General features: G+C 58.5%; 10 protein-coding genes and 2 pseudogenes. 7 read left to right on the top strand and 5 right to left on the bottom strand.

The features are described from left to right. From EN859_RS39345 to EN859_RS19250, 4 genes are all read left to right on the top strand, one after another. Positions 1–1210: OmpA family protein (locus EN859_RS39345; protein WP_245525622.1), on the top strand; the 1210-nt coding region annotated here is incomplete at its 5' end. 16 nt (positions 1211–1226) lie between these two features. After that, positions 1227–1718: a Rab family GTPase gene (locus tag EN859_RS19260; RefSeq protein WP_245525621.1), complete on the top strand. Its 492-nt coding sequence runs from the start codon at positions 1227–1229 to the stop codon at positions 1716–1718. Positions 1719–1721: 3 nt separating this feature from the next. Further along, the gene (locus EN859_RS19255) at positions 1722–2792 is read left to right on the top strand and encodes an adenylate/guanylate cyclase domain-containing protein (protein WP_127855638.1); all 1071 of its coding nucleotides are present in this window, start codon (positions 1722–1724) and stop codon (positions 2790–2792) included. 502 nt (positions 2793–3294) lie between these two features. Further along, positions 3295–4704 (top strand): adenylate/guanylate cyclase domain-containing protein, encoded by a 1410-nt coding sequence (locus EN859_RS19250; RefSeq protein ID WP_127855637.1) that lies wholly within the window; start codon positions 3295–3297, stop codon positions 4702–4704. A 108-nt stretch (positions 4705–4812) separates the two neighbouring features. Here EN859_RS19250 and EN859_RS40480 read toward each other — a convergent pair. Next, positions 4813–5019 (bottom strand): annotated as a pseudogene (locus EN859_RS40480) (ABC transporter ATP-binding protein); the annotation flags it as partial. Between the two features lie 192 nt (positions 5020–5211). Between EN859_RS40480 and EN859_RS19240 the strand changes: the two are divergent. Then, positions 5212–7437, top strand: a complete 2226-nt coding sequence (locus tag EN859_RS19240; RefSeq protein WP_127855636.1) for a mechanosensitive ion channel family protein — start codon at positions 5212–5214, stop codon at positions 7435–7437. A gap of 665 nt (positions 7438–8102) precedes the next feature. Here EN859_RS19240 and EN859_RS19235 read toward each other — a convergent pair. Continuing rightward, positions 8103–8999 carry a LysR family transcriptional regulator gene (locus EN859_RS19235; protein ID WP_127855635.1) on the bottom strand — a complete coding sequence of 299 codons (897 nt, stop codon included), beginning with the start codon at positions 8997–8999 and terminating at the stop codon, positions 8103–8105. Between the two features lie 281 nt (positions 9000–9280). Here EN859_RS19235 and EN859_RS19230 point away from each other — a divergent pair, with 281 nt between their 5' ends. Next, positions 9281–10015: an SDR family oxidoreductase gene (locus EN859_RS19230; RefSeq protein ID WP_127855634.1), complete on the top strand. Its 735-nt coding sequence runs from the start codon at positions 9281–9283 to the stop codon at positions 10013–10015. A gap of 215 nt (positions 10016–10230) precedes the next feature. Then, positions 10231–10830 carry an NADPH-dependent F420 reductase gene (locus tag EN859_RS19220; protein WP_127855633.1) on the top strand — a complete coding sequence of 200 codons (600 nt, stop codon included), beginning with the start codon at positions 10231–10233 and terminating at the stop codon, positions 10828–10830. Between the two features lie 903 nt (positions 10831–11733). Here EN859_RS19220 and EN859_RS38160 read toward each other — a convergent pair. The 3 genes and pseudogenes from EN859_RS38160 to EN859_RS39335 all read right to left on the bottom strand — a co-directional run. Beyond that, on the bottom strand, positions 11734–12156 hold the full coding sequence (locus EN859_RS38160) for a transposase (RefSeq protein ID WP_259979747.1): 423 nt from the start codon (positions 12154–12156) through the stop codon (positions 11734–11736). Then, positions 12122–12994 (bottom strand): GGDEF domain-containing phosphodiesterase, encoded by an 873-nt coding sequence (locus EN859_RS39340; protein WP_245525623.1) that lies wholly within the window; start codon positions 12992–12994, stop codon positions 12122–12124. Before EN859_RS39340 ends, EN859_RS38160 begins: the two co-directional genes overlap by 35 nt. Beyond that, a pseudogene (locus EN859_RS39335) lies at positions 12992–13401 on the bottom strand (GGDEF domain-containing protein); the annotation flags it as partial. The gene EN859_RS39340 and the pseudogene EN859_RS39335, both read right to left, overlap by 3 nt. Positions 13402–13868: the final 467 nt, after the last annotated feature.

Below are 13868 nucleotides of genomic sequence, written 5' to 3'. Positions count from 1 at the left end.
GAGCCCCGAAGCACGCGCGGCGGAGCACTGGCAGACTTATGTGTCGCGACTGGAGGCCCAACCGGGAATCATCGTCGCCCAACAAACGGCGAGGGGCGGACATTTCTATATTTCCGGCCTGAGAGACCCGCTTGCCGCCGACCCGCAGGCTCTGCTGTCCGGAACGGAGGTCGATCCCGCCCGCGTTCATTCGCAGTGGCAATTCTATCAGAGCCTTGATCCGAAGTTCGTCCTGAAGCGGCTGATGGTGTCGCTGACCCCGCCGAAATCGGTTCGGCTTTCGATCGTCGAGGATCGCATTGTTGCCGAGGGTGAGGCTCCCGACACCTGGATAGATCGGGCGCGCGCAGCGGCCCGACAGCTTTCGGCAGGCGGACCGGAATTCGACATCTCCAGAGTTCGTGATGTGAGCCCCGAAGCACGCGCGGCGGAGCACTGGCAGACTTATGTGTCGCGACTGGAGGCCCAACCGGGAATCATCGTCGCCCAACAAACGGCGAGGGGCGGACATTTCTATATTTCCGGCCTGAGAGACCCGCAGGCCGCCGACCCGCAGGCTCTGCTGTCCGGAACAGGGGTGGATCCTGCTCGCGTTCATTCGCAGTGGCAATTCTATCAAAGCCTTGATCCGAAGTTCGTGCTGAAGCGGCTGATGGCGTCGCTGGCTCCGCCGGATTCAGTACGACTTTCGATCATCAAGGATCGCATCGTTGCCCAGGGTGAGGCTCCTGCCGCCTGGATAGATCGGGCGCGGGTCGCCGCCCAACAGCTGTCCGCGGACGGACTCTCTCTAGAAATCTCCGAGCTGCGTGAGTTGACCCCTCCGCAACTCACTCATTTGAGGGAGGCTATTCAAGCGGTCGACATTTTCTTCGATTCTGGCAAGGCTGTACCGGGACCAGAGCAACTGCCGGTTCTCGACAAATTGGCGAATCAGTTGAAGGAATTGGCCAAGGACGCCCGCAAGGCAGGCGTAGCAGCACAGTTCATGTTGACCGGCCATTCGGACGAGACGGGCCGTGAAACGGCCAAATTGTCCATCAGCGCCGCGCGCGCGGAAACAGTTCGTGCGCTTCTCAAGAAGCGCGGCGTCGATCCGGAATTGCTCTTGGTTCGCGGCGCGGGCACATTTGAGCCAGCGGAGACTGAAAATAGCCGAACCGGGAGCTCCGCCAACCGCAGAGTTTCGGTTACGGTAAACTTCCACTAGGGCGGAGCCCAGGATATTGCAAAAGAAGATCTGCATGTTGGGCGGGTTCGCTGTCGGAAAGACGAGTCTGGTTCGCAGGTTTGTGCAAAGCATCTTTTCAGAAACCTACTTGACCACGGTGGGAGTGAAAATCGACAAGAAGAGTGTCGCATTCCCGGACAAGACCGTGGATCTGATTTTGTGGGATTTGGCCGGCGAAGACGATATCGGCTCATTCCGCGTCAGCTATGTGCGAGGTGCCAGCGGGCTCGTGCTTGTCGTCGATGGAACCCGCGCCGCTACTCTTGCCGTGGCGCTCACGTTGCGCGAGCGGGCCGAGGCTGAATTCGGCGCTATGCCGTTTGTATTGTTGTTCAACAAATCCGATCTGGCCGATCGGTGGGCAATATCGGATAGTGAAATTAACGAACTGAGGCAACTTGGATGGCAAATCTATCTAACAAGTGCGCTTTCGGGTGAACATGTTGATGATGCGTTTCGTCAGCTTGCTTCGATGGTTAGCAAATAGACCATGCATGAATTGCCAAGAGAAGTCAGAAGCTGGATTTACGATTTCTTCTACAACGAGCACTCCGTCGCATATCTGAAAATCGACGCCCAGCTTCGCATAGCTGCGAAGGGCGGTAGCGTCAAACATTACGGACTCTCATCACTTCGCATTGGTAAGCCTGTTGCCGAGCAGCTTGAATTCATGGAAGGGTTGCTGCCTTGCCCGGAGCTTCCATATCATATGGCCATGGTCGAACTGCCCAGCGGGCGTGTCGCGGACCTTCATCTTTTTGCTGGCAATGCCTGCGTGTGGCTGCTCTTTCTTGACGCCACTGCCGAACGCGACAATAGGCAGCGACTTCAACAGAAGGCTTATGAAATGACGCTCCTGCAAGAGAGGGAGCGTCAACTCAACGAGGAATTACAATCGACGAACGAAGCGCTGAGGAAGAGCCAAGAAGGATTGTCGCGTGAATACCAGCGCGCCGAAACCCTACTCCTCAACATTCTTCCGGCGTCGATCGCGGAGCGGTTAAAAGCGCACGAGCAAATTGCAGACAACCACGCGGAGGTGAGTGTGCTTTTTGCCGACATCGTCGGTTTTACGGAAAGAGCGCGGAGCGTCGGAGCCGTGACGACGCTCGCTATTTTAAATTACTTCTTCAAGGCGGCGGATCTGCTCTCGGAGCGATACGGCTGCGAAAAGATCAAGACAATCGGCGATTGTGTGATGGTGGTCGCTGGCCTGCCCGCCGCGCGATCCGATCATGCGGAAGCCCTTGCGCACTATGCACTTGAACTGCGGAAGGCGGTTAAGTGCGAACGCTTCGCAGGAGAACCGATAAGACTCAGAATTGGAATTCACTCAGGACCAATCGTCGCGGGCGTCATAGGCAAAAGGCGGTTTGCCTATGACCTGTGGGGCGACACCGTTAATCTCGCCGCACGTATCCAAACGTCCGCGGAGCCCGATGAAATCCGTATTTCGGATGCAACTCACAAACTGCTTGGACCAAATTTTGCTTGCGACCCACTCGCGGAAACGGAATTGCGTGGTACAGGTCGTGTGCGAATGTGGCGGCTCCCGGCCTGATTTGCCGCTTGGCAGTGCCGACCCTGGAGCGCATTGCATCTCAAGCAACATCATGGTTTCGAATGTCTGCAGAGGTGCAGTCGACCACCGAGCGACCGCCGAAGGTCTGTCCCGGGTCAACTCAGGACATCGGATCCTGGAGAATTAACGTCCGCTTCTGTTCTTCCCTGCACCACAAGCGGACCTACTGCTTCCGGCCCATTCGGGGCGAATTAGAGGCAGGCAAAAAAACTTGAAGACAGGCTTGAATGGCAAGCGCTCAGGCCGCGACTGCTAAGCGAAATTCCAGCGCTAGTCGGTATGTTTGCGAAAGTCCGCTAGTGACCGACCCTATGCCGACATTCAGAGCGTCTGCACCAGTATGGCGCGTGCCGCCCTAAGTCCTGAGACAGACAAAGGATTTCCATCCATTCGCATTGGGCAGGATTTTTGGTAGGCTGCCGGAAGGCAAACGGGTGGAGCTGTCGTTCCAGTGGTCAACGATCGTCTTCTCGAAAGCAAGATGACCGAGATCGAGCAAGCGCGAGCATGGAGCCCGCGCGTCATCTCAAAATTCGAAACGCTTATCAGGAGCGGCGACGACCAGGCGCTCTATCGTGTCAATCCGCTGGCCTTCGCCCGCGATCGCGCAATCACCGAGCCTGAAGCAATCGACCTCTTCCTCCACGCGGCCCGCTGCGGCCTGTTCGATATGAGCTGGGACGTGCTTTGTCCCCAGTCCGGGATGGTGCTCGACAGTTTCGGCGCCCTGCGCACGCTGCAGACGCATTATGTCTGCGGCCTGTGCGATGTATCGGGCGATACCGACCTCGACGACTTCATCGAGGTCTCCTTCTCTGTATCGCCCCATTTGCGGCGGCTTCCGTTCCACGAGCCCCAGACGCTCTCTGTCGAGGATTTTCACTGGAAGCTACGTTTCGGCAATGACGGGCGGCTGCCCGGGCAGGACGTACGCTTTCTGGACGTTCTGCGAGGCTTCGTGCGGGGCATGACGTTCCTGCCGCCGGGCACCACAACAATGCTGCGCGCTGACCTCGATCCCGGCTCCCTGTCGGGCGTCAATGTGCAGACACAGGCGGCATTCGCTGTACCTATATCAGGGGATCCAGTGTTGGCGCCGACACTTCTTAAGATCAACTATGACGGCAAGCGTTTCTTGCCGGCGTTGCCGGCCGTGCCGCCCGGTCCGGTTGTCATTGAGGTTGCGAATACCGGACCCGGGCGTGGCGCATTGCTTCTCATCAACTGGCCGCCCGAGCTTGTCGCGTTGACGACCAAACCGGCGCTCGATTTCGACCCATATGTTTCCGGCGGGGCGCTGCTTGCGCGGCAAACCTTCCGCCAGCTCTTCCGTTCCGAGCGTGTCGACGAGAAGGAGGGGCTCGGCATCCGGCAGGTCACCTTCCTGTTCACGGACCTCAAGGGTTCCACCGCCATGTATGAGCGCCTTGGCGACCTCAACGCCTATGCCCTGGTCCGCGAGCATTTCGCTCTTCTCAATGCGGCGGTCCACCAGCATTCCGGCGCTGTCGTAAAGACGATCGGAGATGCGGTGATGGCAGTATTCTCGCGGCCATCGGATGCGATTTCGGCCGCCCTCCACATTTTTGAAGAAATCGATCGCTTCAACAGCGATAATGTCAGGCCGGGGATTATCCTAAAGATGGGTGCCCACTGCGGTCCATCGATTGCCGTCACACTCAACGACAACCTCGACTACTTCGGCCAGACCGTGAATGTTGCCGCACGCGTGCAGTCACTGGCGGAAGCCGGACAGGTCTGCATCTCCGAGGCGCTCTATTCCGCGCCCGGCGTGAGTGACCTGCTTGCCGGCCGAGGCGTCGTTGCGTTTGATGCGCCGCTTCGAGGTGTAGAGGGCGATGCAACTGTCTATCGCATTATGCGGGGATAGACGCGACTGCGTGCCGCAAACTATTAACGGGAGGCGGTGCCTGCCCTTGCCCTTGTAGAGATGGCCGAAAGGCCGACCCAACTCGTTGGCCAACACGCGGTGATGCCAGAGTCCCAGATAGGCAGCGCGTATCCGCTCGTCTGCAATCAGTTCCTCGGCCGGCCCCTGCATGGTCATGCGCCCAGTTTCCATCACATAGCCTCGGTCGGCGATGCCCAACGCGGCATACGCGTTCTGCTCTACCAGAAGCACCGTGATGCCCAGCGTCTTCGAATTACGGATCACATGCATGATTTGCGCGACCAGACCCGGCGCAAACGGTCTGGCTCGGAACGATGACGTCTTGCACCGCAACATCGGTTTCTTCAAGGTAGGGCAACGACGGACATAGATGTCGTTGCTTGCCGATTTGACCGGAAGGTTAACAGCACGATGCCACTCATGATTCGACGATTGGTAGCCAGGAACCTGGCGCGCCCGGCACGACGTCTCCGACATCTGACTGCGATGTTTGTCCTGATTGCCAGGCCGCTCGTCTTTGGTATCGCCCTCTTGTTGGCTGGTCCGGCACAGGCGCAGGCGCCGGCGACGGTCCCGCCTGACAGGGTCAAACAGTTATTCGAGCTTCTCGACGATCCGTCAGTGAAGGCCTGGGTGGCCGAACAGCGAAATCGGGACGCCGGGTCATCGGGAGCGCCTGCCGAGGCAGGAGCTTCGCCGAACGACGCATCGTCCGGTGCCGTGGCCGCACCAGGCCAGATGAATACGATGGCATCCTCGACGCTCGATCGGATCAGGCACCATATCGAAAGAATCGTGCGAACTTTGCCCCTGCTGCCAGGCCAGTTCGCGCGCGTTCGGGCAGAGACGATGGAGGATATGTCCAGCAAGGGGTCTGCCGGCGTATTTGTGCTGATTGCGATGTTCATCGCTGCCGGCCTGGCACTCACTTGGGCAACGTACAAGTTCACCCGTCCATTTCGTCTTTGGATTATCGCGCAACCGAAGGATACGCCCATTGGGCGAGCCAAGAAGATTGGTGGTCGCACGCTTTATTCCAGCATGCTGATCGTCTCGTTCGCACTGGGCAGCGCCGGCGCGTTCATGCTGTTCGACTGGCCAATGCTTATCCGCGAGATTGTACTGACATTTCTGATGGCGGCAGTCGTTACATGGGGTGTGCGCATGTACGTCATGGCCATGCTCGTCCCTTCCTTCATGAACGTCGAGAACGCCATCGAGGTTCGTGGTTTGCCGATCACCAACGAAGCGGCTGACCATTGGTCCTATTGGCTACCCCGGATCGTCGGCGTCTTCGCCTTCTTCGGCGCCGCGTTTATCCTCTTGCCAGGTCTCGGCATCGATCAGGACGGAATGATGGTCCTGTCACTGGGCGCCGATTTCGTGCTGCTGTTGCTCTTGCTGCTTGCCATTTGGCGTCGGCCAAGAACGCAGCGAGACGGTGCGCGCCACAGCGGTCACACGGAAGCGACATGGCTATTGACTGCTTATTTCGTCGTCCTGTTCCTGCAGCGCATCGCCGGCCTTTATATATACTTCTGGTTTACCTTCGCCGCATTCTTCCTGCCTTTGGCAATCGTGATGACGCAGCGCGGGGTTAATTTCGTTCTGCGGCCAGGTTCGGAAGATGTCGGCCGGCCTACGATACCGGCGGTGACGATCGCTGTCATCGATCGCGGAATCCGAATGATTTTCATCCTGGCGGCGGCTTACTTTCTCGCACGTGTCTGGGGTCTGAACATGCAATCCATGCGGGACAGCGATACGACGACGACGTTCATATTGCGCGGCTTGATCAATGTCGTGGTCATTGCCCTCGCAGCCGATTTCGGCTGGTCAATCATCAAAGCTTTGATCGAACGAAAGCTGGGCATCGAAACACCGCACCCTGTGATCAGCGACGAGGACGTCCCGATCCTCGATCCGCAGCAGGCGCGGCTGCACACGCTCTTGCCGATCCTCCAGAACATTCTGCTCGCATCGATCATCGTGATGGCGGTGCTTATGATGCTCGCCTCGCTGGGTATTCAGATCGGCCCGCTGATCGCCGGCGCTGGCGTCGTCGGCGTCGCGGTGGGCTTTGGGGCACAAACCATCGTCAAGGACATCATTTCGGGCGTGTTTTTTCTGCTCGATGATGCGTTTCGTGTCGGCGAGTATATCTCCTCGGGCAATTACAAGGGTACTGTGGAAAGCTTTTCGCTGCGCTCGGTGAAGCTGCGCCACCATCGTGGTCCGCTGTTCACGATACCTTTCGGTGAACTCGGGGCAGTCCAGAACCAGAGCCGTGACTGGGTTATCGACAAATTCAACATCACTGTCGGCTATGACACCGATATCGACTTCGCCCGCAAGCTGATCAAGCGGATCGGGCTCGAACTGGCGGAAGATCCCGAGTTCAAACACTGGGTGCTCGACCCGATCAAAATGCAGGGCGTACAGGAGTTCGGCGAGTACGGCATCGTATTGAGGGTCAAGGCCACAACCAGACCGGGAGGCGCCTTCGGTATGAAACGCAAATTCTATGTACGGCTGCGCCAAGTCTTCAAGGAGCAGGGCATCGAACTCCCATTTCCGACCGTCCAGGTCCAGGGGCTACAGAATCCACATGGGGCAGAGAATGCGCCGTTGGAGATCACACCCGAGTTAAAAATGGCCGTCGCGCAGTCGCACACTAATCGGCGCAGAAAAAGAGGTGGCACAACGGAGTAGGAAAGCTGTGACACCTGCCGGTCACGGCGCGGCCGTGGCAGGGATACTCTTTTATCTTCAACCGTTTAAGACAAAAAAGTACCGCCACGAGCCTCACCGACCCTGACGGTACTTTGAAAAATTCGGCCGGCAGTATGCCGGAGGTCCGTTGGAAGTGGCGTTGGCGTCTAACTCTATATGCCGATAGATGCCGAACGCCAACGAACGGATTTATTTCATTTCAATGCTTTGTGGCGTACCATAACGTATTTTCGGATACGTTCGGATGGGCCTGTATCACTCCCACTCGATTGTTCTGAAGCATCATAACGCATTGATCCATCGAGGAAAATCTTTCCGCTGACGACGAAGAACCGTATCCCGGATCCGTCAGAAATTCTCGCTCTTGAATTCAAAGGAGAATTTCGGCGATCCGCGATTTGCTCGGTTTCAAAGACTATCGATATCGGTTGGTCCATTTTGCTCGGAGTTCTCCGCAAAAGCGGCGTCTCCAGCCTGCCAAAAAGACCGTCAGCGATGGTGAAGTCCGTCGCCCGCCGGTAGTGTGGCCCTCGCGCCGGTTGCGATACGGCGCAACATTCGCGGATTGAACGACGCCGCTTCAAGCGATCGCAGCTCGGCTTCCGACCGGATTACGGCAAGCGTCGCCGGCGACCTGCCGGGCGTCAGTCGCGCGATATGGACAGCCCCGCGAGAAGCGGCGCGTACGCGGCGAGCCTGCGGGATACGAACTCCGTGAAGAGCCGCACGCGCTTCGTCTTGCGTGTCTCCCCCTGTGTGAGAAGCCAGAGCGTTCCGTACATGTGCAGGTCGGTGCCCGGCACCCTCACCAGTAGGGGGTCGGCATCTCCGACGAAGCACGGCAGTGTCGTGATCCCTAGCCCTTGCCGTACAGCAACGATCTGCGCCTCGCCGTCCGTGATCCTGAACGGAACCCCCGTGGTGCGAACCTCACCCTCGCGGGCCCAGTCCGGGATTCCATGAAGGCTTATGACGATCCACCGGATGGGATCAGGCGCGCCCGCGCGCCATGCGGCTAATCGATCGCTGGACATGTAGACGCCGCCGAACAGCTCCGGTCCCTTCAGGCCGTGAAGATTGAGCGGCAGGGTTTTGCGGTCGTAGACGACGCGGATCGCCGCGTCGGCCTCTCGATTGGTCAGATTTGCCAGCTCGCCGGACGACAAGATTTCCATCTCGATGTCCGGATGCAGACGCGCGAAATCGGCGAAGTCCGGCATGAGCAGGTGTGTCGCGAGGGTCGGAGCCAACGTCACCCGCAGAAGCCCGCGCACGCTCTGGTCGCGACCGAACACGCGCGTCTCCAGCTGGTGCGACGACGCTTCCATCTGGTTCGCGAGCTCGAGGACCTCCTCGCCCGCAGCCGTCAGGCGGTAGCCCGAAGGCAGCTTTTCGAACATGTGCGCCCCAAGGCGTTCCTCGAGCTGGGCGATGCGTCGCAGCACGGTTGAATGATTCACCCCGAGGTGCGCGGCGGCAGCCCGCACCGAGCCTCCGCGCGCGACGGCAAGAAAGTAGCGAACGTCATCCCAGTCGATCATGGTGCAATCTCGCACCGCGCGGTGCGCCTTCCAAAGCCCACATCTAACACATCGAACAGCATCTCGTTTGCGGGTAGCACGGCGATGATCATAACCCATGCCGACAAGCGCGGCCCAATCCTAAATGGCGGACACCGATCGTCGCGGCTGGCTTCGGTCGTCCAACCGGATCGATTTCGCACCACCGATGTGCGCGCTTCCGCACTCAACAACTGACGCCGGCGGACCCATTTCGAGGTTCTCGGAGGCAGACGCTGTCCGACACGACGAAAGGAGAAGTCATGGGAAAGCTTGAGGGTAAGGTTGCAGTCATCACGGGTGGATCGAGCGGTATGGCGCTGGCGAGCGCCAAGCGGTTCGTTGAAGAAGGCGCCCATGTTTTCATCACGGGCCGCAAACAGGAGGCGCTCGACGAGGCCGTCAGGCTGATTGGCCGGAACGTGACCGGCGTGCACGGCGACGCGGCCAATCTCGACGACCTCGACCGTCTGTTCGACACAGTCAAGCGGGAAAAGGGCAAGATCGACGTCCTGTACGCGAGCGCCGGCACGGGCGAAGCCGTCCCACTGGGCGAGATTACCGAGCAGCATTTCGATGCGGCCTTCGGCCTGAATACGCGCGGCACGCTGTTTACGGTTCAGAAGGCGTTGCCGCTGTTCAACGATGGCGGATCGATCTTCATGACCGGGTCAGTTGCTTCGGTGAAAGGTTTTCCTGGTTACGGCGTGTATTCGGCGAGCAAGGCGGCGTTGCGCTCATTCGCACGCACTTGGCTCAACGAACTGAAGGGCAGGAATATCCGGGTGAACGTGCTGAGCCCGGGGCCGATCGCCACACCGATGCAGGACCAAGTTCTCACCGAGGAGGCGAAGCGGATGTTCGAATCCCTGATCCCGCGGGGAAAGATGGGCCGTCCTGAGGAAATTGCGGCGGTCGCGCTGTTTCTTGCTTCAGACGATTCGAGCTTTGTGAATGGGGTGGAGTTGTCTGTCGACGGCGGCTTCTCGGCCATCTGAAATCGCACCGGATCGCGGAAGTGGCTGACCGTCCGGCCGCGCGGAAGTCGTTCACGGCAGGACGTCTACGCGTCAATTCAGGGATTCGAACCGATGACGCGCATCGCTTGGGGTGGCGGTCCGAAGATCTCGCGAAGGTCGCCACGCAGCGGAACGGATAACCCAGCGCCGTTGAGGGCCGGGGAATCAATATCAACACGGATCGGAGAAGTATTATGAGCTATGCAATTGTAGGATTCGGTAAGATAGGCCAGGCCCTCGCCCACGCCTTCGCCCGTAAAAACATCGACGTGACCGTCGCGAGCCGCCGTCCGCCCGAGACGTTGGCGCCGCAGGCTCGGGCGATCGGACCCACGGTCGTCGCCAAGTCTCTGCAGAATGCAGTCGAGGCCGACACAATCATCTTGGCAATCCCGTTCTGGGAGCACCGCGAGGTTGCGAAGGCTCTGCCGAGCTGGGAAGGCAAGACAGTCATCGACGCGACGAACGTGTTTCCAGTCCCTGAAGAGCTGGACGGTCTCCCGTCCTCCGCCTTCGTCGCGAAGGCATTCACCGGCGCCAAGTTCGTGAAAGGTTTCAATCACTTGATTGCAGCCACCCTGGCTACCGATCCGGTCGTCGAGGGCGGGCACCGGGTCGTCTTTCTGTCGAGCGACGACGAGGACGCGATCGCTCCCGTGGCGGCCTTGGCCAAACAACTCGGGTTCGCACCCGTCAAGCTGGGAAAGCTCAACGAGGGTGGCGCGCTGGTGCACGCACGCGGCCGCACTTGGGGCCAGCTCATCTTCCAGGATTTGTTCAAGAAGGAGCAGTAATCGATCTACGACAGTGTGATCGACGCCGAGAACTGGTCGCGCGCGCTAACTTCTTCGAGCAGCGCGCGACCGAATATTTGAAGGCCACAAGTCGCGAAGGTTGGGGTGGGCCTGACGGCGTATGGGCGCCGTTCGAAGAGCGGGGAGACGCCCGACAGAGCGGCAGATCTGCGGGTCGCCTAGAATCTATCGACTGCTATCGATGGCCTAGGATTCGCTCGAGTGTCCTCTGCTATCCGATACTACTCCACGGTACTCCCCTTCACTCCCACTCAATCATCAATTAAGGCCGTACCTGATTGTTTCAATTACTTAATTTAAGTCACACAACCAGTGAGTACCGTCAAAAATACCGTCAGATTCTTACGCTGTTGAAAAGACTGAAACAATGTGGTCGCTGCCGCGGTATGCACACTTTTGATTGCATCATTTGCGAGCTGCCATTCGGCGAGGTAAAGCTGGAGTTCTCAGAACACAACAAGGACGGTGTTTGCTCATGCTCGACAGCTCTAGGTTCGAGTAGCCGCGCGGCTGTATCGGGGGGAATGGGCTGGTAGGAAATGGATGTCGTGCCGCATCACTCTGTCGATCGACCAAGCTTCGCATTGCCTCATCTGCTGCTCGTGGCGATGGCCCCCGATCGGAGATGCGCTATAGGAACACGCGAATTTCGATTCTGCCCTCAACTCTCGGGACCACTCACTCTGAGTAACAACGTCACGCCGATCCCACCTTCCGACGCTATTTTGCGGCAATGCGGCCAGTAAGCGCCGCGCCCGTTCGCGATTTCCTAGTGGTGAAAGTCTGACATTTGGTACCCCACGCGTGGAGCAGCTTAGGCTGAAAGAGCACGTTGCACGACAAATAAACCGCCTATCAGCTAACCACGGACCAGATGGAAGGTCAGCCCCGCAAGGCGGTTTTGGATTTCCCCGAGACCTTGCCCAGTTCCGCTTCCCATAGATCGAAGGGGCTCGCGACAATGGCCACGGACTTTTCCTGACGCAGCGCGGCGCGGCTTCCAGCATCCTTGCCACGAACCTTGTCTCGACCTTCCACAATTCGGTCATGGCGGTGATCGAACCCGTCGCGGCCCTGCGAGATCCCGCTGATGTGCAGGTCGTAGAATTTGCGCCGCAGGTGAGCCCAGCACCCGGCGAGCCGGATTGTTTCATTGCTGCCGGCTTTGTCCCGTGCCTTGACCAGGTTGGTATAGGCCGAGTAGCCATCCACTTGCAGGATACCGCTGAACCCGGCGAGGTGGCGCGCGTGAGCGAATGGCGGATGCCGGTCACAACTCCTGGCGCTCTTTAACTGCCAAACCAAGCGCTTGGCTGAGTGGCACCGCCTTGGAGAACAGGAAGCCCTGAGCGGTTTTGCAGCCAAGCTTGTGCAGAGTTTGCCGATCCGCCTCTGTCTCGACGCCCTCGGCCATGACCTCGATCCCGAGCGTCCGACCAAGATCGATCACGGTTTTGACAAGCAGCCGATCCTCCCGCGATTTGGCTAAACCGCGAATGAAGCCCTGGTCTATTTTCACCTTCCTTATCCGACTGTCCTTGAGCGATGCCAACGTGGAAAAGCCGGTGCCGAAGACATCGAGCGCGATGGAAATGCCGGCATGTGAAAGCCGTCCGAGCTTTTCATCGACCCTGTCCGGGTCCACGGGCGATTCTTCTGTTATCTCAATTTCGAACATCGTTGCAGGGAGGTCCTTTGCCGCCAGACCATTCAGAACCATTTCGTCGATATCGCCGGCCTCCAATTCGCGCGGTGAAACGTTCATCGTCACACGAACATCACGACAGTCAGCTTTCACCAAGGCGTCGATAAAAGCGCAACATTCGGAAAATACAGCTTGAGTTAGCAGCTGGAGCATTCCGGTTTCGCGTGCCGCTGTCATGATTTCGGGCGGAGAGATGGAACCGTGAATCGGATGGGACCACCTTAGCAACCCTTCAAAACCGATCACAGCTTCGGTGTCGAGTCTTACGATTGGCTGGAACCAAGGGCCCAAGCTTCTCGTCTTTATCGCCGAATGAAGATCGCGTTCGATTGACTGGCGGCGTTGCAGTTCCCGGTCGAGCTCGGCATCGAACAGGCAAAATTCGTTCCTGCCACGGCGCTTAGCTGTGTAAAGGGCGATGTCCGCCCGCAACAACATTTCCGTCAGCCCCGGGTTTTTAGCCGAGTATATTCCTATGGATGCCCCGATCCGGACGGAGGCGACGCCAGGATAGGGGCGAGCAAGCTTGGATATGAGATTGGATGCGAGATTGCTGGGAGAAGGCGAATTTCTAAGCGAGGAAAAAACCAGCACGAATTCATCGCCACCGATGCGGGCGAGCGTTGAGCCCTCCGGTGCTTCTTCCTCTATTCGGCGGGCGATCCTGGCAAGCAGCTCGTCACCCGTACGTGACCGTAGGTATCGTTGACAGATTTGAACCCATCCAGATCAATCAGCATGGCCACAAAGGGCCCATCAGTGTTCTCAAACTGATCGATTGCATGTTCGAGGCCGCGCCTGTTGAGGAGCGCGGTAAGATGGTCCTCCCTGGAATTGCGCTCCATTTCCGCGGCAAGCCGCTCGGCTTGATGTCTCAGGCGGCTCGCGTCACGGAAGCGCGCTTGTCCAACGAACGAGGCTCGAGCCAGGCCGCCCTCGAAAAGCAGGACGGCAAAAGCCAGAATGTAGTTTTCCAGGGTTCCCTTCGTCAGCAAGCATGCGGCGGCAATGAGGAGTGGCGGTGTGATGAAGTATATCGCTGCCGCAGCATATGAGCTGCCGTACGTGACCGCGCCAGCTGAAATGCCCGCCAGAAGGGCCTGCACGGTCAAAATCAGCCCGGACAGCACAATGCTTATCGGCATTGAGACGAAAAGGCCTGCCCTCAGATCAGCGAGCTGGTCCTGAAGGATTCTCGCCTCCAGCGGATCTTCTTTTTCCAGGGCTGGACGGGTCAGCTTGCTTACTCCTGCTTGTCCGCAGCCTATGCAGCCCCCTGAAGGACGGGTTAATTCTTCAATCGGAGATCAGC

Source organism: Mesorhizobium sp. M00.F.Ca.ET.216.01.1.1 (assembly GCF_004010325.2).
Classification (GTDB): Bacteria; Pseudomonadota; Alphaproteobacteria; order Rhizobiales; family Rhizobiaceae; genus Mesorhizobium.
Note: the sequence above shows the minus strand (reverse complement) of the source record. Positions and strands in the feature narration are given on the sequence as shown.